Origin of the sequence: Kitasatospora sp. NPDC058478, assembly GCF_042720345.1 — a bacterium.
In the GTDB taxonomy this organism is placed as follows: Bacteria; Actinomycetota; Actinomycetes; order Streptomycetales; family Streptomycetaceae; genus Kitasatospora.
In genome coordinates this window covers 1-23,427 of record NZ_JBHXML010000043.1, presented here as the reverse complement: position 1 = coordinate 23,427, position 23,427 = coordinate 1, and the positions used below count along the sequence as shown (strand labels likewise).

The 23,427-nt window shown below is 73.7% G+C and carries 21 protein-coding genes; 11 read left to right on the top strand and 10 right to left on the bottom strand.

Annotated elements, in window-relative coordinates; translation table 11 throughout:
• Positions 1-96 precede the first annotated feature (96 nt).
• From ACFWPT_RS23700 to ACFWPT_RS23690, 3 genes are all read right to left on the bottom strand, one after another.
• Positions 97-771 (bottom strand): hypothetical protein, encoded by a 675-nt coding sequence (locus ACFWPT_RS23700; protein WP_380484039.1) that lies wholly within the window; start codon positions 769-771, stop codon positions 97-99.
• Positions 772-1,066: 295 nt separating this feature from the next.
• Positions 1,067-1,312, bottom strand: coding sequence for a hypothetical protein (locus ACFWPT_RS23695; protein WP_380484037.1), 246 nt, complete (start codon positions 1,310-1,312; stop codon positions 1,067-1,069).
• Positions 1,309-2,469, bottom strand: a complete 1,161-nt coding sequence (locus tag ACFWPT_RS23690) for an anion permease (RefSeq protein WP_380484035.1) — start codon at positions 2,467-2,469, stop codon at positions 1,309-1,311. Before ACFWPT_RS23690 ends, ACFWPT_RS23695 begins: the two co-directional genes overlap by 4 nt.
• Before the next feature lie 254 nt (positions 2,470-2,723).
• Here ACFWPT_RS23690 and mdlC point away from each other — a divergent pair, with 254 nt between their 5' ends.
• The 6 genes from mdlC (at position 2,724) to ACFWPT_RS23660 (ending at position 9,553) form a co-directional block, all read left to right on the top strand.
• Positions 2,724-4,334, top strand: coding sequence for a benzoylformate decarboxylase (gene mdlC / locus ACFWPT_RS23685; protein WP_380484031.1), 1,611 nt, complete (start codon positions 2,724-2,726; stop codon positions 4,332-4,334).
• 328 nt (positions 4,335-4,662) lie between these two features.
• Positions 4,663-6,558 (top strand): amidohydrolase, encoded by a 1,896-nt coding sequence (locus tag ACFWPT_RS23680; RefSeq protein WP_380484029.1) that lies wholly within the window; start codon positions 4,663-4,665, stop codon positions 6,556-6,558.
• Positions 6,559-6,650: 92 nt separating this feature from the next.
• A complete protein-coding gene (locus ACFWPT_RS23675; RefSeq protein ID WP_063352131.1) occupies positions 6,651-7,313 on the top strand; it encodes a hydrolase in 663 nt (220 codons plus the stop codon).
• Between the two features lie 48 nt (positions 7,314-7,361).
• On the top strand, positions 7,362-7,886 hold the full coding sequence (locus ACFWPT_RS23670; RefSeq protein WP_380484027.1) for a DoxX family protein: 525 nt from the start codon (positions 7,362-7,364) through the stop codon (positions 7,884-7,886).
• Entirely contained in the window at positions 7,867-8,595 is a 729-nt protein-coding gene (locus ACFWPT_RS23665) for a YoaK family protein (RefSeq protein WP_380484025.1), read from the top strand. The genes ACFWPT_RS23670 and ACFWPT_RS23665 overlap by 20 nt, the downstream gene beginning before the upstream one ends.
• A gap of 46 nt (positions 8,596-8,641) precedes the next feature.
• Positions 8,642-9,553, top strand: a complete 912-nt coding sequence (locus ACFWPT_RS23660; protein WP_380484023.1) for a VOC family protein — start codon at positions 8,642-8,644, stop codon at positions 9,551-9,553.
• Between the two features lie 13 nt (positions 9,554-9,566).
• Here the strand turns inward: ACFWPT_RS23660 and ACFWPT_RS23655 are convergent, their stop codons facing one another.
• The 3 genes from ACFWPT_RS23655 to ACFWPT_RS23645 form a co-directional block, all read right to left on the bottom strand.
• Entirely contained in the window at positions 9,567-10,601 is a 1,035-nt protein-coding gene (locus ACFWPT_RS23655; protein ID WP_380484021.1) for a helix-turn-helix domain-containing protein, read from the bottom strand.
• 174 nt (positions 10,602-10,775) lie between these two features.
• A complete protein-coding gene (locus tag ACFWPT_RS23650) occupies positions 10,776-11,747 on the bottom strand; it encodes a helix-turn-helix domain-containing protein (protein WP_380484019.1) in 972 nt (323 codons plus the stop codon).
• Between the two features lie 118 nt (positions 11,748-11,865).
• Positions 11,866-14,613 (bottom strand): BREX system ATP-binding domain-containing protein, encoded by a 2,748-nt coding sequence (locus tag ACFWPT_RS23645; RefSeq protein WP_380484016.1) that lies wholly within the window; start codon positions 14,611-14,613, stop codon positions 11,866-11,868.
• Positions 14,614-14,845: 232 nt separating this feature from the next.
• On the opposite strand from ACFWPT_RS23645, the gene ACFWPT_RS23640 reads away from it, so the two are divergent.
• Positions 14,846-15,403 carry a hypothetical protein gene (locus tag ACFWPT_RS23640; RefSeq protein ID WP_380376210.1) on the top strand — a complete coding sequence of 186 codons (558 nt, stop codon included), beginning with the start codon at positions 14,846-14,848 and terminating at the stop codon, positions 15,401-15,403.
• 80 nt (positions 15,404-15,483) lie between these two features.
• Positions 15,484-16,080: a hypothetical protein gene (locus ACFWPT_RS23635; protein WP_380484014.1), complete on the top strand. Its 597-nt coding sequence runs from the start codon at positions 15,484-15,486 to the stop codon at positions 16,078-16,080.
• A 100-nt stretch (positions 16,081-16,180) separates the two neighbouring features.
• On the opposite strand, the gene ACFWPT_RS23630 is transcribed toward ACFWPT_RS23635, so the two are convergent.
• Positions 16,181-16,468: a TetR-like C-terminal domain-containing protein gene (locus ACFWPT_RS23630; protein WP_380484125.1), complete on the bottom strand. Its 288-nt coding sequence runs from the start codon at positions 16,466-16,468 to the stop codon at positions 16,181-16,183.
• 84 nt (positions 16,469-16,552) lie between these two features.
• Here ACFWPT_RS23630 and ACFWPT_RS23625 point away from each other — a divergent pair, with 84 nt between their 5' ends.
• Together ACFWPT_RS23625 and ACFWPT_RS23620 are read left to right on the top strand one after the other, a co-directional pair.
• On the top strand, positions 16,553-17,971 hold the full coding sequence (locus ACFWPT_RS23625) for an APC family permease (RefSeq protein WP_380376205.1): 1,419 nt from the start codon (positions 16,553-16,555) through the stop codon (positions 17,969-17,971).
• 37 nt (positions 17,972-18,008) lie between these two features.
• Entirely contained in the window at positions 18,009-19,646 is a 1,638-nt protein-coding gene (locus ACFWPT_RS23620; protein ID WP_380484012.1) for an amidohydrolase, read from the top strand.
• 198 nt (positions 19,647-19,844) lie between these two features.
• Here the strand turns inward: ACFWPT_RS23620 and ACFWPT_RS23615 are convergent, their stop codons facing one another.
• From ACFWPT_RS23615 to ACFWPT_RS23605, 3 genes are all read right to left on the bottom strand, one after another.
• The gene (locus tag ACFWPT_RS23615; RefSeq protein ID WP_063352140.1) at positions 19,845-20,549 is read right to left on the bottom strand and encodes a TetR/AcrR family transcriptional regulator; all 705 of its coding nucleotides are present in this window, start codon (positions 20,547-20,549) and stop codon (positions 19,845-19,847) included.
• A 161-nt stretch (positions 20,550-20,710) separates the two neighbouring features.
• Positions 20,711-21,703, bottom strand: coding sequence for an Acg family FMN-binding oxidoreductase (locus ACFWPT_RS23610; protein ID WP_380484010.1), 993 nt, complete (start codon positions 21,701-21,703; stop codon positions 20,711-20,713).
• Between the two features lie 393 nt (positions 21,704-22,096).
• The gene (locus ACFWPT_RS23605; RefSeq protein WP_380484008.1) at positions 22,097-22,693 is read right to left on the bottom strand and encodes a TetR-like C-terminal domain-containing protein; all 597 of its coding nucleotides are present in this window, start codon (positions 22,691-22,693) and stop codon (positions 22,097-22,099) included.
• 450 nt (positions 22,694-23,143) lie between these two features.
• Here ACFWPT_RS23605 and ACFWPT_RS23600 point away from each other — a divergent pair, with 450 nt between their 5' ends.
• The gene (locus tag ACFWPT_RS23600; RefSeq protein ID WP_380484006.1) at positions 23,144-23,347 is read left to right on the top strand and encodes a hypothetical protein; all 204 of its coding nucleotides are present in this window, start codon (positions 23,144-23,146) and stop codon (positions 23,345-23,347) included.
• Positions 23,348-23,427 lie beyond the last annotated feature (80 nt).

The window sequence follows — 23,427 nt, the reverse complement described above, 5'->3', positions numbered from 1 at the left end:
CCACCTGGAAGACGGTGCGGGTGCCGAGAACGTGAGATCCGAATTTCACCCGGTGGGAACGTGCCCAGCGCGGGCCTCAGCCGCAGCCACTCCCGTTCATCCGGCGGACGGGTGCAGGACGGGCGCGTACCCGCCGACCAGCACCTGCACTGTCACCGCGGGGGTGAGCACCTCCACCCGAAGGTCCGGGGCGACCGCCCGCGCCGCGCCGTACCCGGCCATCGACCAGGGCCGCCAGCACCCCTGCCGCACCAGCCCGGCTTCACCGTCCAGGCGGATGAACGCGCCGTCCGGCAGGTCGCCGGCCGCCGCCCGGAAGGTGCGCTGGCGCCCGTCGGGCGTTCGCCGGTCCGCCTGCAGCTTGCTGTCCATCTCCGGCGCGCAGGGAAGGCCACCTCCCAGGGTGTCGGCCCAACTGCGCTGGAACCGCCGGTAGTCCGGGACGCGGCACAGCCCGCACTGCCGGTGCCCGGCGGCAAGGGCCGTGGCCTCGTCGAGGAAGTACAGCTCCGTCAGCCGGCCCGGCTGCCACTGAACCCGCCACCAGTCCTTGAACTCCAGCACGCAGCAGACCCAGGCCCGCGTCGACGGCTTGCGCGTCGGCTGGCCTCCGGCGCCGAGCAGCGAGCCCCGGTTGCCCCAGAACAGCCCCCGCCCCGGGTCGGCCACGAGCTCGCCGTCCGGCCGCACCCGATTGCGTCGGCCCGTACGGACCCGTTCGCCCGCCCCCGGCTGGTTCTCCCGCCTGGTCAAGCCCTCGTCCACCGGCATGATGCGCTCCTCGCCCTGTCGGATGATCGGCAGGCGGGATTGACCGCCGACATGGTGAAGACGCCGGCGGCAGGTCAGGCATGCGGCCGGAGTCCGGACGCCCATCGGATCACGATGCGCCCTGGATGTTCCCCGGGTTCCGAGGTGCGTTACCGCGGCAGCTTGGTGGTGCGCTCCGGGCGGACGGCAGGGGACGGACGGCAGGGGACGAACGGCAGGGGACGGACGAAGCACGACAGCACCCGCAGTGACGAGCGGGATCGGCACTCGCCGAGACGGCCTGGACGGCGGGCGGTCAGCGGTGGCCGACGATGACGGAGATGCCCCAGCCGATCGCCGCGAGCACCACCGCGAAGACCAGTCCCGCCAGGGTGGTACCGACCGGCCCGGCGGAGGGCCGGACAGCGGCGGGCTCGCCGGCCGCGCCGGTCGGGTTGAGCAGGCGCAGGCCGAGGGCGAACAGCGCGGGCAGGCCGGCGCCGGTGAGCAGGCCCACCACGACGATCTTCCACACCGCGTCCAGGTTGATCCAGGAGTTCACGGGCTCACCTCGTCCTTGGCCTTGACCGGCTCCGGCGTCACCGAACCGGTCCACGCGGCGTTGACGTTCTCCGGTGTCACGGCCGGATGGCGGGAGGCGGCGAAGAAGGCGACCGACGCCGCCACCAGCGCGCCGACGATCACCGCCACGCCGGCCGTCCCGCCGATCCCGTTCGCGGCCCAGTAGGCCACCGCGCCGGCCAGCGCGGAAGCCGGCAGGGTGAGCAGCCAGGCCGTCACCATCCGGCGGGCGAGCTGCCAGCGCACCACTGCGCCGCTCCTGCCGACCCCCGAGCCCAGGATCGATCCGGTGGCCACGTGCGTGGTGGAGAGCGAGTAGCCGAAGTCGGTGGAGCAGAGGATCACGGCGGCCGAGGCCGACTCGGCGGCCATCCCCTGCGGCGGTTCGATCTCCACCAGCCCCTTGCCCAGGGCCCGGATCACCCGCCAGCCGCCGATGTAGGTGCCCAGGGCGATCGCCAGCGCACAGGAGAGGATCACCCAGTCCGGTGCCTTCGCCCCGGTGGGCAGGGTGCCGTTGGCGATCAGGGCGAGGGTGATGGCGCCCATGGTCTTCTGCGCGTCGTTGGTGCCGTGGGCGAGCGAGACCATGGAGGCCGAGCCGATCTGGCCGAGCCGGAAGCCGCGCCCACGCGGTCCTTCGGGCACGTCGCGGGTGAGGCGGTAGACCAGGAGGGTGCCGACCACGGCCACCCCACCGGCGATGAACGGCGACAGCGCCGCGGGCACGATCACCTTGGAGACCAGCCCCTGCCACTTGACGGCCGAGGCCCCGGCGGCCGCCACCGTCGCCCCGACCATCCCGCCGATCAGCGCGTGCGAGGAGCTGGAGGGGATGCCGAGGTACCAGGTGGCCAGGTTCCACAGGATGCTGCCGACCAGACCGGCGCACACCACCGTCAAGGTCACCTCCCCCGTGGCGACCAGGCCGTTGGCGATGGTGGCCGCCACGGCGGTCGACAGGAACGCGCCCACCAGGTTCAGCACCGCCGACACCGCGACCGCGACGCGCGGCGGCAGGGCGCCGGTGACGATCGAGGTCGCCATCGCGTTGCCGGTGTCGTGGAAGCCGTTGGTGAAGTCGAAGCCCAGCGCCGTGGCGACCATCAGCGCCAGGACCGCGTCGTTGCCGGTCACGGACCCGAACCTAGCCCGCGCACCGGCCGAGGCGGCGGCCGACCCGCCCTGCCCCAGGGCCCGGCATCCCGTTCGTCCGGTTGCGGGGCCCTCAGTACCGATGCTCTCCTGCAAGAGCCGGCCGGCGTGACGATCGGAACCGATGTGCCGTCCCCCGTCGCCGTCCCGCCCCAGGAGGCTGCCGGCCGGCCGGACCGAGACCCGTCCCTGCAAGCCCTGAGGCCCTGACGCCCCGGGTGAAAGCGTTGGCACCCATGGCTGAGCACTCCACCGTCCGCACCGTGACGTACGACCTGCTGCGCACGCTCGGACTCACCACGGTCTTCGGGAATCCGGGCTCCACCGAGGAGCCGTTCCTCCAGGACTTCCCCGCGGACTTCGCCTACGTCCTCGCGCTCCAGGAGGCGTCCGCCCTCGCGATGGCCGACGCCTTCGCCCAGGTCACCGGCCGCCCCGCGCTGGTCAACCTGCACTCCTCGGCCGGCACCGGCAACGCGCTGGGCAACCTGGTCGCGGCCCACCACGGGAACACGCCCCTGATCGTCACCGCCGGCCAGCAGCACCGGGAGCTGGTGATCGGCGAGCCGTACCTCGGCAACCGCGAGGCCACCCAGCTGCCGAAACCCTGGGTGAAGTGGTCCTACGAGCCGGCCTGCGCCGAGGACGTCCCCGAGGCCTTCATGCGCGCCTACGCACAGGCGCTCCAGCCGCCCGCCGGCCCGGTCTACCTGTCGATCCCGATGGACGACTGGAAGCGGCCGCTGTCCGGCTTCACCCGGGTGCGGACGGTGAGCGAGCGGGTGGCCCCCGACCCCGGGCGGCTGCGCGCCTTCGCCGAGCGCATCACCGCCAGCCGCCGGCCCGCGCTCGTCTTCGGGCCCGAGGTCGACCGCAGCGGCGGCTGGGACGCAGCCGTCGCCCTGGCGGAGAGGCTGCGCGCCGCCGTCTACGGCGCCCCGCTGGGGGACCGCGTCTCCTTCCCCGAGGACCACCCGCTCTTCGCCGGCCCGCTGGGCATGTCGGTGAAGACCATCAGCGACCGGCTGGCCGGGCACGACCTGGTGGTGGTGATCGGCGCGGAGGTGTTCCGCTACTACCCGTACGTGCCCGGCGACTACCTCCCCCCGGGCACCGGGCTGCTCCAGATCACCGGCGACCCGGAGGCGGCCGCGGCCGCGAGGGTCGGCGACAGTCTGCTCGGCGATCCCCGGCGGGCTATCGAACTGCTGCTGGACCTGGTCGAGGAAGGATCCGCCCGCACCGCTCCGGAGCCGATGCCGCGGCCCCGCGTGCTGCCGTCCGCCCCGGACCGGCCGCTCACCCCGCCGGAGGTCCACGCCGCCCTGAGCAGGGTCCGCCCGCCGGACGCGGTCATCGTCAACGAGTCGACGTCGACCATGGCGCAGCAGCTCGAATGGCTGCCCACCACCCGGTCGGGCTCGTTCTTCGCCACGGCCAGCGGAGGCATCGGCTGGGCCGTCCCGGCCGCGGTCGGCGTCGCGCTGGCCGACCGGGAACGGGGGACGCGGCGCCCGGTGATCGGCCTGATCGGCGACGGCTCCTTCCAGTACTCCGTGCAGGCCCTCTACACGGCGGCCCGGCACCGCCTCCCGATCGTCTACGTGGTGATGCGCAACCACGAGTACTCGATCCTGAAGTCGTTCGCCATGCTGGAGGACACCCCCGGGGTGCCCGGGCTCGACCTGCCCGGACTGGACATCGCCTCGGTGGCCCGCGGCTTCGGCTGCCACGCCGTCGACGTGGAGACCACCGAGGACCTGGAGCGGGAGTTCACCGCCGCCCTGACCGCCGACACCCCCACCGTCATCGTCGTTCCCACCCGGCCCCAGCAGGCCGCGCTGTAGCCCGCGCGGCGGGGCCGGGCCGGGCGGCAGGAGCACCTCGGCGACCAGCAGGGGAAGGTGTCCGACAGCCGGGCACCTTCCCCTTTCGGCACCACGGCCCCCTCCGTCTTCCGCCATCGACCGCGCCCGCACGATCGCCGCTGCGGGCGGCTGGTGCGCTCGCGGACCGGGGCCGGTGCGCTGTGGGCCAAGTCCGGCACCACCCCTGCGCCTAACGTCACGTCAGGAGCCCGAACGGGGCGGGGCTGTGGCCCCGGCCCAATCGGAAGCCTCCACCCGCCGTCCGCACCCGGGCGGCAGGTCGATCCCGTGACAGGAGGCCGTCGAGGTGCCTGCAATACCCGTCGGTGGGCTGGTCCCCCGCGCCGTCGAGGACGCCGCCGAGGACGCCGCCGACGTCGTCGTCCGCAACGCGAAGATCCACACCGGCGACGCCCGCCGCCCCCAGGCCGGCGCCCTCGCCATCCGCGACGGCGTGATCACCGTCGTCGGGGACGACCCGGACGTCGCCCCGGTCATCGGCCCGTCCACCGTCGTGGTCGACGCGCTCGGCCGGCGGGTGGTGCCCGGCCTCAACGACGCGCACCTGCACGTGATCCGGGGCGGCCTCAACTACGTCCTGGAGCTGCGCTGGGACGGCGTGACATCGCTGCGCCGGGCGCTGGCGATGCTGCGGGAGCAGGCCGCCCGCACCCCCAGGGGCCAGTGGGTGCGGGTCGTCGGCGGCTGGTCGGCCGAGCAGTTCGCCGAGCGGCGGCTCCCGACGCCCGCCGAGCTGAACGAGGCGGCGCCGGACACCCCGGTGTTCGTCCTCCACCTCTACCAGTCGGCGATCCTCAACCGCGCCGCCCTGCGCGCCGTCGGCTACACCCGCGACACCCCGGACCCGAAGGGCGGCCAGATCGTCCGGGGCCGCGGCGGCGAGCCGAACGGCATGCTGTTGGCGGCGCCGAGCGCCCTGGTCCTCTACTCCACGCTGGCCAAGGCCCCGGCGCTGGAGGGCGAGGACCGTGCGACCTCCACCCGGCACTTCCTGCGCGAGCTGAACCGCTTCGGGCTGACCTCCGCGATCGACGCCGCCGGCGGCTTCCAGAGCTTCCCCGAGAACTACGCCACGGTGACCGAACTCGCCCGCGAGGGCCTGCTCACGCTCCGCATCGCCTACCACCTGTTCCCGCAGACCCCCGGCCAGGAGCTCGACGACCTCACCCGTTGGATCGAGACGGTCCGCCCCGGGGACGGCGACGCCTGGCTGCGGCTGAACGGCGCCGGCGAGAACCTCACCTGGGCCGCCGCCGACTTCGAGAACTTCGCCGAGCCACGCCCCGAACTCGGCCCCTACGAAGGCGAGTTCGAGAAGGCCGTCCGCCTGCTGACGGAGCACGGCTGGGGCTTTCGGCTGCACGCGACCTACGACGAGACGATCCGGCGCGACCTCGCGGTGTTCGAGAAGCTCGCCGCCGAGGGGCTCTTCCCGGCCGGGAACCGGTGGCTCTTCGACCACGCGGAGACCGTCTCCCGGGACAGCCTGGACCGGATCGCGGCCCTCGGCGGCTCGCTGTCGGTGCAGAACCGGCTGTCCTTCCAGGGCGAGGTGTTCACCTGCCGCTACGGCCTCGGCGCCGCCGCCGAGGCCCCGCCGATCCGCGCGATGCTGGAGCGCGGCCTGACGGTGGCCGCCGGTACGGACGCCACCCGGGTGTCCTCGTACAACCCCTGGGTCGCCCTGCACTGGCTGGTCTCCGGGCGCACGGTCGGCGGGTCGGCGATCCGGCCGCCGCAGAACCGGGTGGACCGGGCGACCGCGCTCGCGATGTACACCACGGCCGGCGCCGCCCTCACCGGCGAGCAGGACGTCAAGGGCGTGCTGCGGACCGGCTGCTACGGCGACCTGGCCGTCCTGTCCGAGGACTACTTCACCGTGCCGGAGCCGGAGATCCCGTCCATCGAGTCCCTGCTGACGGTCGTCGGCGGCCGGATCGTCCACGCGGCGGCCGAGTACGAGGGCATGGACGAGGAGCTCCCGCCGGTCAGCCCCGGCTGGAGCCCGGTCGCCCACTTCGGCGGCTACCAGGCCTCCGGTCGCACCTCCGGCGCGGGCGCCCGCCAGGCGGAGCTGCTCGGCGAGGTCGTCGCCGAGTCGCAGCTGCACCACCGCTGGCGGGTCGAGCGCGGCCTGGCGGACGAGCACCACCAGCCGTTCGACCCCTGCTTCCTCCTCTGATCCACCTCCCCCGGCCCCTGATCCACCTCCCCCGCCCCCGCGCGGAGCACCGCGCGGGGGCCCTGCCGAGACACACCGAAGGGAACCCCCTCATGGTCGACCTCACCCAGGTCAGCCCCACCCCGAGCCCCGACCTGCTGACCCCCGACAACGCCGTGGTGCTGTTCGTGGACCACCAGCCGCAGATGTTCTTCGGCACCGGCAGCGGCGACCGCACCGCGATCGTCAACGCCACCGTCGGCCTCGCCAAGGCCGCCCGGGCCTTCGAGGTGCCGACCGTCCTGACCACCGTCGCCGCCGAGTCCTTCTCCGGCCCGCTGCTGCCGCCGCTGGCGGCGGTGTTCCCCAAGGCCGAGGTCCTCGACCGCACCTCGATGAACGCCTGGGAGGACGCGGCGGTCGTCGAGGCGGTCAAGGCCACCGGGCGCGGCAAGGTCGTCATCGCCGGCCTGTGGACCGAGGTCTGCCTGGTCCTGCCGGTGCTGTCCATGATCGACCAGGGCTACGAGGTCTACGTCGTCACCGACGCCTCCGGCGGCGTCTCCCCGCAGGCCCACGAGCACGCGATCCAGCGGATGACGCAGGCCGGCGCGGTGCCGGTCACCTGGGTCCAGGTGCTGCTGGAGCTCCAGCGCGACTGGGCCCGGACGGAGACGTACGGCGTGGTCACGGAGATCGTCAAGGAGCACGGCGGCGCGTACGGCCTCGGGATCGTCTACGCCCAGGCCGTCATCGGCGAGCACGCCGCCGGCTGACACCCACCACCGACGCTCCGTCAGAACAGGGACCAGGGACAGGACACGATGGATACCGGACTGCTGATCCTCCGCGTGGTGGTGGGCCTGCTCATCGCCGGGCACGGGGTACAGAAGGTGAGCCACCGCCTCGGGGGCAACGGCCTCGCCGGCGGGACGGAGGAGTTCCGGCACGACGGCTTCCGCGGCGGGACGCTCACCGCGCTCGCCGCGGGCGCCGGACAGGTCGGTTCGGGCCTGTTCCTGGCCCTGGGCGCGCTCACCCCGCCGGCGGCCATGGTCGCCATGGGGGTGATGACGGTGGCGATGACCGTCAAGCTGCCGCACGGGCTCTGGGTGCAGGACGACGGCTACGAGTACCCGCTGGTGCTGGTCGTCGTCGCGGGAGCGCTCGCCCTCACCGGCCCGGGCCGGTGGTCCGTGGACCACGCCGTCGGCCTGACCGCCTGGCCGCTCTGGCTGTCGGTCGCGGCCGCCGTGCTCGGCCCGGCGAGCGGGCTGCTCACCCGGGTGGTCCTGCACCACCCGCCCGCGCCCGAGGAGGCTGCCGCCGTTGCGCGCCCTGCTGACTGACGCCCTGCGCACCCTCGCCCCGCCGCGCACCGACCGGCACGGGCCCCTCCCCCCGCTGATGCTGCTGCTGACGGTGGCGACCGGGGTGGTCGACGCCGTGAGCTACCTCGGCCTCGGGCACGTCTTCGTCGCCAACATGACCGGCAACGTGGTCTTCCTCGGCTTCGCCCTGGCCGGTGCCCCGGGCCTGTCGGCCACCGCCTCACTCGTCTCGCTGGCCTCCTTCCTGGCCGGCGCACTCGTCGGCGGACGGCTCGGCAGCCGGTCGGCCGCCCACCGCGGACGCCTGCTGGCCCTGGCCGTCGGCGTCCAGACGGCCCTGACGGCCGCGGCGGCCGCCACCGCCGCGGCCGGCGGCGCCGACTACGTCCTGATCGTCCTGCTGGGCCTGGGCATGGGCCTGCAGAACGCGGTCGCCCGGCGGCTCGCCGTACCCGACCTGACCACCACCGTCCTCACCCTCACCCTGACCGGCCTCGCCGCCGACTCGACGGCGGCCGGCGGCACGGCGCCGCGCCCGGGCCGCCGGATCCTCTCCGCCCTGGCGATGCTGCTCGGCGGCCTCGCCGGCGCGGCGCTGGTCCTGCACGGGCGGCCCGCCACGGCCCTCGCCCTGGCCGCCCTGCTGCTCCTCGGCACGGCGCTGGCCGCCCACCGGCTCTCGGCCGCCGACGGCCCCGACGCCCCCTGGGCCGCGCCGACAGTCTGAGCAACCCACCGCACCGTCACAACGTCAGAACATCAGGAGCTTCCCCATGATGCGACGCTTCGCCCGACGCCTCGTCCCGCTCGCCGCGGCGATCGCCGCGCTGACGGCCCTGCCCGCCGCCTCGGCGGCCCAGCCCGCACCGGCCAGCCGCCACACCTTCGCCGTCGGCCCGCAGTACGACTCCACCCACGTGTACGTCGAACCGGGCACCGAGCAGGCGTTCGCGGCCAGTTGGGTGGCCACCTTCGGCGGCAGCACGATCGGGCCGAACGCCACCCAGGTGACGCCCACGCCCAGCCGGACGCTCTCCGAGCTGGTGCTCTCCCCGGTCGGCACGCTGTCGGTGTTCGACTACACCACGCCCGTCCCGTACCCGTTCGGCACCGAGCGCACCGGCTGGCTGGTCACCGACCTCGACCAGGCGGTCCGCGCCGCCCGCGCCGACGGAGCCGCCGTCACCGTGGCGCCGTTCGCCGACCCGATCGGCCGGGACGCCGTCGTCCAGTTCCCCGGCGGCGTCAGTGCCCAGCTCTACGTGCACACCACCCCGCCGTCCTACCCCGAGTTGGCCAGCGTGCCGGAGAACCGGCTCTACCTGTCACCGGACGCGGTGGGCGCCTTCCTGCACAGCTTCCTCGCCTTCACCCAGGGCCGGATCGTCTCCGACGACCGCCGGGCCGACGGCGCCGCGATCGGACTGCCCGGCACCGCCTACCGGCTCGTCCGCCTCACCTCCGGCTTCGGCACCACGACGGTCGCCGTGACGGACGGCCACCTGCCGTACCCGTTCGGCTGGGAGCTCACCGGCTACGGCGTGGCGGACCTCGGCGCCACCCTGGAGCGGGCGAAGGCCGCCGGCGCCTCGGTGCTGTCGGGCCCGGTCCGGGCGGGCGGCCGGGACACCGCGATGGTGCGGTTCCCCGGCGGCTACGTCGCGGAGCTGCACAACGGCCGGTGAGCGGCGGGGGCGGTCACACCGCGATGCCGTACCCCGCCGGCCGGGCGGCCGGGACCGGCTGCCCGGCCGGCCGCACCGCGCTTCCCCGGGCCGGGCCCGCCAGTGCGCACGCCTGCCACTCGCGCGGCGAGACCCCGTAGGCGGCCCGGAAGGCCCGGCTGAAGTGACTGGCGCTCACGAAGCCCCACCGGCCGGCGACCGCCGCCACGGTCGCCCGGCCCGCGTTCGGACGCCCCAGGTCCCGGCGGGACATGTCCAGCCGCTGGCGCTGGATCCAGCGGGCCACCGTCACCCCCTCGAAGCGGAAGAGCTTGTGCAGGTACCGCACCGACACGTGATGGGCCCCGGCGATCCGCTCCGGCGAGAGGTCCCGGTCCCCCAGGTGGCGCAGGATGTGGTCCTTCACCCGGGCCAGGGTGGCCAGGGCCGCCTCGGGCGCCTCCGGGGCGGACCGGCCGCGCCGTTCGTGGGCCAGCACCGCGAGCAGGTCGAGCGCCGTGGCGGCGAGCCGGCGGGCCACCTGCGGCTCCATCGAACCGGCCGACCGGGAGAGGCACTCCAGGTAGGCGGCCACCAGGCGGGCGGTGTCGTCGCGGGTGTCGAAGGCCGTCGCGGTCAGCACCCGCAGGTCCTCCTCGGTGACGCCCACCGCCGAGCGCGGCCAGTGGAACGCCGTGAAGACGAACGGCTCCGGCAGCTCCTTGACGAACGGCCTCCCGGCGTCCGAGATCGCGAAGGCGCCCGGGCGCAGCTCCACCTGGCGGCCGTCCTGGACCAGCCGGGCGGTGCCGCGGTGGTGGAGCGCCAGGGTGAGGTGGTCCTCCCCGCCGCGGGCGATCAGGCCCGCGCTGCGCTCGACCCGCTGCGGTCCGGCCTGGACCAGGGAGACCTGCACGGCGCCCAGCCGGTGGCTGGTGATCGCCGCGGGCGCGGGCGCGTCCTCTCGCAGGGCGACGTCGAGCGGGATGAAGGTGCGGGAGACGGCCTCGTGCCAGTACTCGGCGCGGTCGGCGGCCGGTACCCCTGCGGTGTCGAGGACGACGGACATCTGTACTCCTCTTCGGATGTACTTCTCTTCGGAGGGCCGGCCGATCGGGGCTCACCAGGAACGGCTGTACAGGGCGAGGTGCACGGTGTCGACCGCCTGGACGGTGGCCCGATCGTGCCCTTCGGCGGACGGCTCGGCGGACGGTTCGGTTCGGCAGACGGCTCGGCGGCCCGGTCAGCCGGCCTCGTCGTTCCGGAGCGAGCGCCACTCGCGCGGCGGGACCCCGTACGCGGCGCGGAAGGCCCGGCTGAAGTGCGCCGGGTTGACGAAGCCCCAGCGTTGGGCGACAGCTGACACGGTCGGGGCCGTACGACCGCGGCGGCCCAGCTCGCGGGCACAGGCTTCCAGGCGGCGCTGCTGGACGAGGCGGCTCACCGTCACTCCCTCGTTCTCGAAGAGCCGGTGCAGGTACCGCACGGAGATGTGGTGGGCCCACGCGATCCGCTCGGGTGTCAGCTCCGGATCGCCCAGCCGGTGGTCGATGTACTCCCGCACCCGCCGGACCAGGTGCCCGTCGGGGCCGTCCGGCTCGTCCGTGGCCCGGCCGGCCACCAGGTGGGCGACGAGCGCGCTCACCAGGTCGGCGACGCGTCCGGCCAGCAGGTCACCGACCGGTGCGGGGAGCGACCGGGCGGACGCGGCCAGGGCGCCGAGGAAGGGCGCCAGCACCGGCCCGCAGCCGTCCGCGGGGCCGACGGCGGTGCCCGCCGCATGCCGCAGGTCGCGCTCCGCCGCACCGAGCAACCGGCTCGGCAGGTGGACCAGATGGGTGCGGAAGCGCTCCGGGAAGTCGACGGCGTAGGGCCGCTCGGTGTCGTACAGCATGAGCCCGCCCGGCAGCGCCTCCGCCCGGCGCCCGTCCTGCTCCAGCACGGCCCGGCCCGACACCTGCACCCCGACCCCGACCTGCGGCTCGGTGCGCGGGGCCCGGGCGATCAGGTCGGCCGTACGGGAGAGGCGGGCGGCGTCCGCCTCCAGGGTGGAGATCCGTACGTAGCCGAGCCGGTGCGACTCCAGGCGTCCGTCGAACGGCCGCCCGGTGAGCGGGTGCACCTCCACCGGCACCAACGTCCGCGACACCATCGCGCTCCAGAACGCCGCCTTCTCCTCGTCCGCGACCGACCCGGTCGTCACCCGCACGCCCATCTGACCGCCCTTCCGCCGAAGCCCTGCGCGGTCCAGCGTGGACCGCGCGCACGACGTGCCGTTAGGTCATCTGACTGCCGTGCCCGGGAAGGGCGGTTCGAGGAGCCGTTCCGGCAGGTCAGCCGCCGTCCAGGGCGTGGGCGAGCGCGGCCCGGGTGGTGATGCCGAGCTTCGGGAAGATCCGGTAGAGGTGGGCCCCGACGGTGCGGGGCGACAGCTGGAGCTGCCGGCCGATCTCCTTGTTGGTCAGCCCGGTCGCGGCCAGCCGGGCGATGCGCAGCTCGTGACCGCTGAGGCCGGCCGGTTCCGCGTCCGGTCCGCCCGGCGGCAGCGCCACGGAGTCGCCGGCCGCCCGGAGTTCCGCCTCGCACTGCCGGGCCCAGGGGGTGGCTTCGAGGCGGCGGAACACGTGGTGGGCCGCGCGCAGCGCCTCCCGGGCCCCGGGCCGGTGGCGCCGGCGCAGCCACGAGCCGTGGGCGAGCCGCAGCCGGGCGAGGTCGAACGCCCACCGCTCGGCGCCCGGTACGGCGTACGCGGCGCGGTAGGCGTCGTCGGCCTCGTCGTCGTCGGTGGCGGCGGCCGGGGCGGTGGCTGCCAGGGCGGTGGCGGCCGCGAAGAGGAAGGCGTGGCGGCCGGAGATCTCCGCCGAGCGCGCCGCGGCTCCGGCCGCGAGGTGGTCCCGGGCCTCCTCGTGGCGGCCGGTGTGCACGGCGGCCGTCACCAGGTCGAGGACCAGCGCGTGGCGCCACGGCGACCCGTTGGGCAGCCGCCCGGGCGGGGTGAGCTCGCAGAAGTGCGCGTACGCCTCCTCGTCGCGTCCGTGGGCGAGCGCCGCCAGGCCGCGCAGGTGGGTCAGGCGGTCCAGGACGTACCGCATCCGGGCCCGGGTGGCGGCCGGGCGGACGGCCTGCTCGATCTCCCGCAGGCCGTCCTCGTCACCCCGGCCGGCCAGGAAGTGGGCGTAGTACTGGCGGAACATCAGGGCGTTGGTGTGATAGCCGAGTTCGTCCGCGATCTCGGCCTCGCGCAGGCAGGCGGCCGCCCGGTCCCAGTGCCCGAGCAGGAAGTCCTGGTGGCACTTGGCCTTCGCCACCGAGCCCTGGGTGGCGTAGCCGTGGAAGCCGGTGAAGCGCCGCCACAGGTCGCCCTCGGGGCAGTCGAGCGCGGAAGCGGTCCACAGCAGGAGCCAGGCCGCACCGGCCTCCTGCTCCTCGGTCATGGCCCCGGCCACCGTCCGCAACGCTTCGGCGACCTCCGGGCCGGGGGCGGTCCAGGCCCGCAGGCACAGCCGCCCCACCTCGGAGACGTTCTCCCGGTGCCGTTCCAGGGCGTGCCACACCCACGGGTCGTCGGTGTAGCTGGCGGCCAGCAGCAGCTTGAAGTACACCTGGTCGACCAGCCCGCCGAAGGTGTCGGCGCCCGGGGCGGTGAGCGCGTCGAGGGCCGCGGGCAGCAGGGCGGCGGAGGACTCGAAGTCGACGTGGTGGCTCTGGTCGGCGTAGACCACCGCGTACGCGAACAGCGGGGCTACGTCCTGCGGCACCGTACTGGACTTCAACTCCTCCACCAGGTCCACGGCGTGGCGCAGTTGCCCGCCGCGCGCCGCCATCACCGCGGCCCAGGTGAGCCGGCGGGTCTGGTCGCAGGAGCCGGGGCTGAGGGCGGCGGCGCGTTCGAGCAGCAGCGCGCCCTCCGCGTCGCCCCCTCGACGCGCGAGGTCGCGCCCCGCCTCCTGCAGCCGCTGCGCGAGTGCCTCGTCGGGCAACAGCGCGGCCGACGCCTCGTGGGCCAGCCGCCTGGGATCATCCGGCGCGAGGGCGGCGGACAGGGCCCGGTGCGCTTCCCGGCGGGCGCTGTCGGAGGCGGTGGAGACGACGGCGGTACGGACCAGGGGGTGCCGGAACACGAGCTGTCCGGCGCGGTCGAGCCGGGCCAGCCCGTCCGCCTCGATCCGTTCCAGGATCTCCCGCGCGTTCTCGTCCGCGACGGCGCGCAGCCACGCCCCGGTGGCGGACTCCGTACCGGTGGCCAGGGCGCCCAGCAGCAGCAGGCGGCCGACCTCGGGCGTCACGGCGCCCAGGCGGTCGGCGAACATCCGCTCCAACTTCCGCCCCAGTGGCAGCCGTTCGGGCAGGGGGGCGGCCCCCAGCTGCTGGGCGGCCGCCAGTTGGCGCGGCAGCTCCACCAGCGCCAGCGGGTTCCCGGCCGCCTCCGTGAGGACCCGGTCCCGGGCGGGCGCGGCGAGGTCGGGGTAGCGGGCGCCCAGCAGTAGCGCCGCGTCCGCCCGGGGCAGGGCCCGCACGTCGACGGTCTCGGCCGACCACGTCCGGGCGGCCGGTCCGCCCGGTCGGGTGGCGGCGACGATCACCACCGGCAGCTCGGCGCAGCGGCGGTTCAGGAAGGCGAACACGCTCGCGCTGGAGGAGTCGATCCAGTGCAGGTCGTCCAGGAGCAGCAGCACCGGGGCGGTCCGCACCGCCTCCTCCAGCAGGGCCAGCGCGGCGGCGCCGACGGCGAACCCGCTCGGGGTGCCGGCCCGGACGCCGAGCGCGCTCTCCAGGGCCTCCCGCTGGTGCGCGGACAGGGCGTCGGTGTGCTGGAGCAGCGAGCGGAAGGCCTGGTGGAGGGCGCCGAACGCGAGATCCGTCTCCGCCTCCGTACCGAGCGCCCGCAGGACGGTGAACCCCCGCTCCCGCGCCGCCCGTTCCACCCAGGCCAGCAGTGTGCTCCTGCCGACCCCGGCCTCACCGCGCAGCAGGACCGTGGAACCGCTCGCACCGTCCACGGCCTGGACCAGCGCCGCGGTCAGCAACTCCGTCTCCCGTTGCCGCCCGACCAGCCCCGGCACCCGCCCGTCCTCCGCCACCCTTGCCCCCTCGGGTCCGCCCGGGTCACTCCACGGGCAGCCAAGGCTACCGTCCGTCAACGTCTCCGGGCACGCCGTCGGACGCTCCCCGGGTCGCCGTGGGCCACTCAACGTGATCGGGCACGTCCGCCGTGGCACGTCGTTCGACTTCTTCGGTTCGTCCGCGTTTTGGCTCCGGGCCGCAGGGCACGCGCCGTTCAGGGAGGTCCGGAGCTACAAGCGGAGGACCCAAATGTCAACAGGGACCCTCATCGCAGTCCTCGTCATCGTCTTCGCCCTTCTGGTCGTGGCCGCGCTGGTGGCGACGTTCGCCATCCGCCGCCGCCATCTGCAGGAACGGTTCGGCCCGGAGTACGACCGGACCGCCGAGGCGAAGGACGGCCGTTTCGCCGCCGACCGGGAGCTGCGCAAGCGCGAGTCGCGCCACGACTCGCTGAACATCAAACCGCTGTCACCAGGTGCCCGTGACCGCTACGCCAAGGACTGGGCACGGGTGCAGGAACAGTTCGTCGACCGGCCCGACGACACAGTGCACGAGGCGGACCGGCTCGTCACCACGCTCATGAGCGAGCGCGGATACCCGACCGAGGGGTACGAGCAGCAGCTCAAGGACCTCTCCGTCGAACACGGGAGCGTGCTGACGCACTTCCGGTCCGCCCACGAGGTCAACGACCGCAGCAGCCGCCACCAGGCGACCACGGAAGAACTGCGGGGCGCCATGGTGCACTACCGCACCCTGTTCGAGGAACTGCTCCACAACGGCGACCGTCCGCAGGGCAGCCGTGCGTGAGCCCCGGACCGGCGAGTTGAGCCGACGGGGCGAGACCGGCGACGGCCGCCGACCGGAACTGCCGAAAGGGAAGTGAAGAGATGCACAGCCGAGCAACATCCGAACCGGTCGAGGGCGGCCTGTCCACGGAGGACCTGGCCGGCGCCCGACAGGACACCGACGAACAGAACGACACCTCCGGGGCGGATTCGCCACCGGCGTTCCCCGGGGAAGCCACCACCGAACAGCGGAGCGGCGAGCAGGAGTTCACGCTCGAAGGCCGCGACCGCGAGCAGAACTACGGGCAGGAACACGGGCAGGACCGCGAGCAGGAGCACGAGCAGGAGCGCGGACAGGAAGAGGACCAGGAAAGGGGCTACACCCAGGCAGCCGAGCCGTCCGAGCGCACCGAGGGCTCGGAATCCGCCGAGAACGAACCCCTGCTGGGCGGGCAGCAGGAGGAGTTCCGCTCCCGGTGGCAGAAGATCCAGGGCGAATTCGTCGACGACCCGCGCAATGCCGTGTCCGCGGCCGACAATCTGGTCGCCGAGGCGATGCAGGCACTCGCCACCACCTTCTCCGCGCACAAGCAGGACCTCGAAGGCCAGTGGCACCGCGGCGACGAGGTGCCGACCGAAGAACTGCGCGTCGCGCTCCAGCGCTACCGCTCGTTCTTCAACCGCCTGCTCAACACCTGAAGCAACGGGGCCGAAGCCACGCCCCCCGACCTGCGACGATCGAGCTCCATCCGGTCCTCGCCCAAAAAACCGAACAGGTTCTTCGGGCCTCCTGCGAACCTCAGGAGGCCTGCTGCTGGACCGGACCGGGCGACAGCAGCCGCGACACGAGGGTGCGGGTCCATTCGGCGGTCAGCGGCAGGTCGGTGAAGACGGCACGGTAGTAGAGGGGCGCGAGTACGGCGTCCGCGGTGTGTTCGAGGGTCGGGGGCTGTTCGCCCCGGGCCCGTTCCCGCCCGAGGACGGCTTCGAGCCCTTGCTCGCGCTCTCCTGCGCACCAGCTCTTATGACAACAGCATTGACGTGTAGGGACGCCACCGGTTTCATGTCTCGCACCCCTCCCCCACACGAGCAAGGCGGTGATCCGTTGACACCGACGGTGAAGGCCACGGGCGACGCTCCGAGACCGGACACGAGCAGCCCCCACGTCACCATGCACAAGTCCATCGGCCTGCTGGACGGGGCGACGATCGCCGCCTCCAGTACGGCGGCCACCAGCAGCATCGGCATCGGCCTGGGCCTGATGGCCGGAGTCGTCGGCCTGCACCTGCCCGCGATCATGCTGTTGGCCTTCCTGCCCGTGCTCGCCATCGCGGGCGGGTACGGGCGACTGAACGCCGTTGAGCCGGACGCCGGCAGCAGCTACCGCTGGGTGGGCCGAATACTCAACCCCTGGCTGGGCTTCCTCACCGGCTGGGTGAACACCGTCGGCACCGTGGTCTTCATGGCCTACACCACCACGGTCACCGGGTCCTCCATCATCCAGCTCCTCGACCTGGCCCACGTGCGCAGCGTCGCGGGCCTCCGCCTCGACGCCGACTCGACCGTCCAGTGCACCCTGCTCGGCCTGGTGGTCCTGGCCGGCGCGGCGCTGGTGGCGGTGCGCGGCCTGGACCTGGCCGCCCGGCTGCAGAAGGCGCTGCTGGTGTTCGAGTACGCGGTGCTGCTCGGCTTCTGCGGGTACGGGCTGTTCGCCGGCGACCAACCGTTCTCACTGCAGTGGTTCAACCCGTTCGACATCCCGTCCTTCGACGCGCTCGCCCAGGGCATGGTGCTGGCGGTGTTCTGCTACTGGGGCTTCGAGTCGGTGTTCAGCGTCGGCGAGGAGGTGCGCAGCCCCCGGGACGCCTCGCGGGGCGGCATGCTCGCCCTGGTGGTGATGCTGCTGCTCTTCCTGCTCGCCGGTACGGCCTTCCAACGGGTGCTGCCACTCGACGAATTGGCCGACAACGGCGCACACGGGCTCGCCTACTTCGGCACGACGCTCGCCCACCAGCCGTTGGCCGCCCTGCCGTTGATCGCGCTCATGTTCTCCGCGGTGGCCTCCCTGCAATCGTCCGTGATCCCGACGGCGCGCGGAATGTACGCGATGGGGCGCGACGGCGTGCTCGGCCCGGTCTGGACCCGGCTGCACCCGAAGCACGCGACGCCCGCCGTCGGCACGCTCCTGATCACCGGCATCGCGATGGCCCTCGCGCTGGCCTCGATCGTCATCCCCACCGTCAACGACCTGATCTCCGCCTCCGTCAACGCGATCGGCATCATCGTCGCGCTGTACTACGCGCTGACGGCCGTCGCGGCGGCCGTCCGGTTCCGGCACCTGCTGCGCAGCAACCCGCTGGAGGGGCTGCGCGCGGTGGTCGGCCCGCTGCTGGGCGCGGCGACCCTGCTCGCCGTCGGCGGCTATCTCGCCTGGTCGTTCTACGACTCCGCCGACCACTTCGAACTAGCCGCCGACAACGGGTGGTTCGAGCTGACCGTGACGGTGATGATGATCGTCACCGGACTACCGGCGGCCGCCTGGGCCCGCTGGCGGCGGCGCTCGCCCTACTTCCTGCCCGACACCGACTGACGATCCACAGAAGCCACGAGAGAACGGAGCACCCCCCATGCCCGAGGCCGATCTGGTCTTCACCCGCGGCCCGGTCCACACCGGTGACGCAGCCCGCACCCGGGCGACCAGCCTGGCCGTGACCGGCGAGCGGATCACCGCCGTCGGCCACGACGAGGTCCGGGAGCTGATCGGGCCGGGGACGGAGGTCGTGGACCTCACCGGCAAGCTGCTGCTGCCCGGATTCCAGGACGCGCACATCCACGCGGTCTTCGGCGGCACCGAGTTGGCGGTCTGCGACCTCACCGGCACGGTCGGCGTCGCCGACTACCTGGAGCGGATCCGCGCGTACGCCGACGCCAATCCCGGCCAGACGTGGATCACCGGCAGCGGCTGGTCGATGGAGAGCTTCGAGGGCGGGCTGCCGACCCGGCAACTGCTGGACTCCGTCGTCCCGGACCGCCCGGTGTACCTGACCAACCGCGACCACCACGGCGCCTGGGCCAACACCCGGGCGCTGGAGCTCGCCGGCCTCACCCGGGACACCCCCGATCCGGCCGACGGCCGGATCGAGCGCGAGCCGGACGGCACTCCGGGCGGCACGCTCCAGGAGGGCGCCACCGGCCTGGTCGCCCGGCTGATCCCGCCCTCCACCGCCGCCGACCGGCTGGACGGGCTGCTGCGCGCCCAACGGCTGCTGCACTCGCTCGGCATCACCGGCTGGCAGGACGCGCTGCTCGGCGAGTTCAACGGCCAGCCGGATCCGTCCGACGCCTACCTGGCCGCCGCGCGCTCCGGCGCGCTGACCGCCCGGGTGACCGGCGCGCTCTGGTGGGACCGCGACCGAGGGGCCGAGCAGATCCCCGAACTGGTCGAGCGGCGTGCAGGGTTGAGCCAGGGGCGGTTCCGGGCCGGCTCGGTGAAGATCATGCAGGACGGCATCGCCGAGAACTTCACCGCTGCCATGACCAGCCCCTACCTGGACGGCTGCGGCTGCGCCACCGCCAACTCCGGCCTCAGCTTCGTCGACCCGGCCGCCCTGCGCGGGTACGTCACCGAGCTGGATGCGCTCGGCTTCCAGGTGCACTTCCACGCCCTCGGCGACCGGGCCGTCCGCGAGGCGCTGGACGCGGTCGAGGCCGCCCGCGCCGCCAACGGGCGACGCGGCACCCGCCATCACCTCGCCCACCTCCAGGTGGTTCACCCGGATGACCTCGACCGTTTCGCCCGGCTCGGCGCGATCGCCAACATCCAGCCGCTCTGGGCCGCGCACGAGCCTCAGATGGACGAGTTGACGATCCCGTTCCTCGGCCCGGAGCGCGCCGCCTGGCAGTACCCCTTCGGCGCCCTCCAGCGCGCGGGCGCCACCCTGGCGGCGGGCAGCGACTGGCCGGTGAGCAGCCCGGACCCGCTCGCCGGCGTTCACGTGGCCGTCAACCGGAGGGAGCCGGGGGCCGCCGACGGCCGGGTCTTCCTCCCCGAGCAGCGCCTCGACCTGGCCTCCGCCCTCGCGGCGTACACGGCCGGAACCGCGCACGTCAACGGCCATGACGACGCCGGCACCCTCACGGCGGGCCACCTCGCCGACCTCGTCGTCCTGGACCGCGACCTCTTCACCGCCCCCGCCGAGGAGATCGCCGACGCCCGCGTCCTGCGCACCTACGTCGGCGGCCGGCTCGTCCACGCGGCGGACTGACCCACCCGGGGGTGAGTCGGCGCCCCGGCGTCTCAGGGCACTACCGGGATCCCCCGCACGAAGTGGTGAAACGTACCCAGGAACGCGTAGGCGCCAGGGCTGCGTCGGCACCGTGACGGTCGCCGACGCAGCCGGGAGCGATCGGCCCGGTTCCGAGGGCCGATTCGGATCCGGCAGCGCTCGGCCCGTCGCCCGCGCTCAGCCCGTCGCCGGGAGACGGGCCTCGGCGGCGTCGAGGAGGAGGTCGAGGGCGTAGGGATAACCGCTGCGGCGCATGTCGCTGGTGAGGAGGCGGGCGGTGGCGGCGATGTGCGGGTGCGTGGTGGCGTCGAGCCGGGCGTAGGAGGCCTGCCAGACCTCCAGGTCGGCGGCCTGGGCCGCGGCGGGCAGGGCGAGGGCGGCGGCGTCGAGCGCGGCGAAGCCGAGGCTCTGGTCGACGAAGGCGTGGTAGATCCGGACGGCCTCGCGGTCGGGGAAGCCCGCCCCGCGCAGGACGCCGAGGATGGCCTCGACGGCGGCGATCTCGTAGGTTCGGCCGGTGGTGCGGTGGGCGGCGAGCAGCGCGGCCTGGGGGTGGGCCTGGTAGGCGGCGTGGATTCGCAGGCCGATGGCGCGCAGGTCGGCGCGCCAGTCACCAGTGGCCTGCCAACCGTACTGGGCGCGGCCGATGAGCTCGTCGGCGACGGCGAGCAGCAGGTCGTCGGTGCTGCGGAAGTAGCGGTAGACGGCGCTGGGATCGGCGCCGAGCGCGGTACCGAGCCGCCGTACGGTGAGCGCGTCGGCGCCGTGCTGCTCGATGAGCCGCAACGCGGTGTCGACGATCAGTTCCCTGGACAGGATGACGCCTTGCTTGGTGGGCCGCCGACGCTGCCGCCGGGGCTCGGGGACTACCCGTTCGCTCATACCGGCAGCGTAGGTCAACAAGCTTGACGTAAGCCAGGGAAGGCTCGCATTTCCGCCGTGCCCGAGGAGGTCCTGTGCACCCTCCCGGCCCTGGCCGCCGGAGAAGAGCGCCAGATCGCGATCCCGCTGAAAGCCGCGGCCCAGGGCCCCACCGGCTTGCTCTACGACGCCGACGGCGCCGGGTCGAGGACGTCCTCGACCCGGCGACGCGGGCTGGCCGCACCGGACGGACCGTAGCCGAGGCGCAGCACGAGCTGGACGTGCCCGGGTCCCTCGTGCGGGTCGCGCAGGCGCCAGCGGGTGTCGGGGATCTCGACGGCCTGGTGCAGGACGGAGGCACGCAGGCCGCGGACGGTGGCCAGCAGCCACACCCGTTCCATGGCCTGTCCGGTGCGCAGCCAGTCTGCCCGGCTGTCGAGGTGGGTGGTGAGGGTGGCCAGTTGCGGCAGCGCCTCGAAACGTTCGGCCGGGGTGCTGTGGTGCGGCGGGTGACCGGCGAAGCCGCGCATCGGGACGCGGGCGTCGCGGTCGTGCGAGCCGAGGGCGGCGAGCGGGATGCCGTCGTAGGAGGGCTCCAGCCGTAGCCAGCGGCGGGTCTCGGCCTCGCGGGTGACGTCGGCGGCGATCCGGGCCTCGGCCTCGGAGGTGAGGGCGAGCACGCGGCGCACCCCGTCCTCCTCCAGCACGGTGAGCGTGACGCCTTCGTCCCGGCCCGCCGAGATGAGCTCGGCGACCAGTGCCTCGGGGACGTCCCGGTTGGTGAACGGCTGCCGGCTGGAGTGGCGCCCGGCGATGGCCGGGTAGAGGTCAGCGCCGAAGGGCAGCGGTGTGCGGGCCGGCGCGGACAGGTCGAGCACGGCACACGGCTGCGCGCCTTCGCCGGACGGCAGCAGCCGGACGGCGGCCTCGCGGCCGAGGTGCGCGGCGGCCACCCGCAGGTTGAACAGGGCGGCGCCGATCGAGATGTGCAGCGCCCTGCCGGCCGGGTCGGCGGCCGGAACGGCCCGGCTCAGGTCGGCGCGGACCTCCAGGCCGAGCAGGTCGGGCGTGGGACGGAAGCGCCAGGGCTGGCTGTTGTGCAGCGAGGGCGCCAGGCCTCCGGCTTCGGCCAACAGGTGCAGATCGGCAGTGGTGAGGGCGGTTTCGGTGGTCATGGTTGATCACTCCCTGTTCTCGGCGGGGAGCTCCGGTGGTTCAAGCATCCGCCGATCCGGTGGTGCCGAGCGAGGGTCCTAAGGCCCTGGCCCCACGGCCGAGCGACACCGGTGCCCGCCGACGCGTCCGGCTTCGCCGGGCAGGCCCGCGCCGCCCCCGCGGACAGGGCCCGCCGGAGGGCCGAACAGCCCTGCCGCCTCGCACTCGGCGACGGCCTGCGACCTGCTGCGCGACATCGTCGAACGGCTCGTCGACCTGATGATCCCGGTCTCCCGCAGCGCCCTCCGGGAGACCTCCACCTGATCCCCGTCGACCCGGCCGACTCCCCGACCACGGAAGTACCGCAACTCGCATCCACCGACCGAACAGGTTCTTCGGGCCTCCTGCGAACCTCAGGAGGCCTGCTGCTGGACCGGACCGGGCGACAGCAGGCGCGACACGAGGGTGCGGGTCCATTCGGCGGTCAGCGGCAGGTCGGTGAAGACGGCGCGGTAGTAGAGGGGCGCGAGGACGGCGTCCGCGGTGTGTTCGAGGGTCGGGGGCTGATCGCCCCGGGCCCGTTCCCGCCCGAGGATGGCTTCGAGCCCTTGCTCGCGCTCTCCGCGGCACGCCGCGGCACCTTGTTCTCCGCCCGTGCCGATGGTGGCGCGCACCAGGGCGAGGGTGTCCGGGTCGCCGAGGTCCTTGGCGAGGTCGAACGCGTAGCGCTCCAGGTCCCCGCGCAGGCTCCCGGTGTCCGGCACCACGATGTCCCCGGTGAAGCGGCTGGTCGCGACGTCGGCGAGCAGTTCGCCGACGGAGCCCCACCGGCGGTAGACGGTGGTGGCGTGCACGCCCGCGCGGGCGGCCACCACCGGGATCGTCAGCACGTCGGGAGAGCCTTCGGCCACCACTTCCTGGACGGCCCGGTGGACAGCCGCTCGGACTTTCGCGGAGCGGCCGCCGGGCCGGCTGCCGTTGCCGGACGGAGGGGGCGTCGTAGCGGTCATGCGGCCAGTATCGCATCGATCACTGCTTTTTAAGTTTTCCCAGGTCGAGCCCCTGACCTGCGAGAATACATCTCTGAGGCTCTCGCAACTTCTCTGCGCTTCTCGGCCTCATGTGTGCCGATTCCGTGCCGCGAAGCGATCTGCCGGCCTTCTGGTCACTGCCGACTGCCTGTGCTGCTCAGCCCCTTGGAGGCCCACCAGTATCTCAGGCCCACGACTCCCTCGCGAGCACCGGGCAGAGCTGACCCCTGCTTTACACCCCCAGGTGTCCGCAGCCCCTCATCCACGGCCATGGTCACGGAACGTGACCAAAGGAGCTGGCCATGCACTTCGACACCATCACCGCCGGACGGTTCGACGAACTGCCCTGTGACTCGAACATCCCCGTCGCCCACCAGGCCCCCTGGGCATTGCTTGCCGCAGCGGGCCCTCGCGACAGTCGGCGAGCCCATGGAAATCACGCGCAGTAAATACGCCGCGGTGCTTGCTCTGCTCCAGCACCTCGATGCGGTCAACGCGCCGGAGAGCGAGGCGGCCCGGTCGCCACTGATCGACTCCACAGGCGCTGAGGAACTAGCCTGCGCGTTTCAGCTGAGGCTGGACCGGATCGGGGGCGGAAACACGAAAGTGCCTTCTGCGCTGCAATGCCGGTGAGTTAGGGCGTTTCCGCAGGTAGGGGCGGGTGCCAGGCCACTTTGAGGGTGTACTGAACGTGACCGGGAGTGCGTGGCCGG

What these genes read in the sequence shown, in the direction of transcription:
- ACFWPT_RS23620 (WP_380484012.1), top strand. Translation starts at nt 18,009, where the DNA reads ATGCCCGAGGCCGATCTGGTCTTCACCCGCGGCCCGGTCCACACCGGT.
- ACFWPT_RS23610 (WP_380484010.1), bottom strand. Translation starts at nt 21,703, where the DNA reads ATGACCACCGAAACCGCCCTCACCACTGCCGATCTGCACCTGTTGGCC.
- ACFWPT_RS23650 (WP_380484019.1), bottom strand. Translation starts at nt 11,747, where the DNA reads ATGGGCGTGCGGGTGACGACCGGGTCGGTCGCGGACGAGGAGAAGGCG.
- ACFWPT_RS23605 (WP_380484008.1), bottom strand. Translation starts at nt 22,693, where the DNA reads ATGACCGCTACGACGCCCCCTCCGTCCGGCAACGGCAGCCGGCCCGGC.
- ACFWPT_RS23640 (WP_380376210.1), top strand. Translation starts at nt 14,846, where the DNA reads ATGTCAACAGGGACCCTCATCGCAGTCCTCGTCATCGTCTTCGCCCTT.
- ACFWPT_RS23670 (WP_380484027.1), top strand. Translation starts at nt 7,362, where the DNA reads ATGGATACCGGACTGCTGATCCTCCGCGTGGTGGTGGGCCTGCTCATC.
- ACFWPT_RS23635 (WP_380484014.1), top strand. Translation starts at nt 15,484, where the DNA reads ATGCACAGCCGAGCAACATCCGAACCGGTCGAGGGCGGCCTGTCCACG.
- mdlC (WP_380484031.1), top strand. Translation starts at nt 2,724, where the DNA reads ATGGCTGAGCACTCCACCGTCCGCACCGTGACGTACGACCTGCTGCGC.
- ACFWPT_RS23615 (WP_063352140.1), bottom strand. Translation starts at nt 20,549, where the DNA reads ATGAGCGAACGGGTAGTCCCCGAGCCCCGGCGGCAGCGTCGGCGGCCC.
- ACFWPT_RS23600 (WP_380484006.1), top strand. Translation starts at nt 23,144, where the DNA reads ATGGAAATCACGCGCAGTAAATACGCCGCGGTGCTTGCTCTGCTCCAG.
- ACFWPT_RS23625 (WP_380376205.1), top strand. Translation starts at nt 16,553, where the DNA reads ATGCACAAGTCCATCGGCCTGCTGGACGGGGCGACGATCGCCGCCTCC.
- ACFWPT_RS23655 (WP_380484021.1), bottom strand. Translation starts at nt 10,601, where the DNA reads ATGTCCGTCGTCCTCGACACCGCAGGGGTACCGGCCGCCGACCGCGCC.
- ACFWPT_RS23700 (WP_380484039.1), bottom strand. Translation starts at nt 771, where the DNA reads ATGCCGGTGGACGAGGGCTTGACCAGGCGGGAGAACCAGCCGGGGGCG.
- ACFWPT_RS23660 (WP_380484023.1), top strand. Translation starts at nt 8,642, where the DNA reads ATGATGCGACGCTTCGCCCGACGCCTCGTCCCGCTCGCCGCGGCGATC.
- ACFWPT_RS23675 (WP_063352131.1), top strand. Translation starts at nt 6,651, where the DNA reads ATGGTCGACCTCACCCAGGTCAGCCCCACCCCGAGCCCCGACCTGCTG.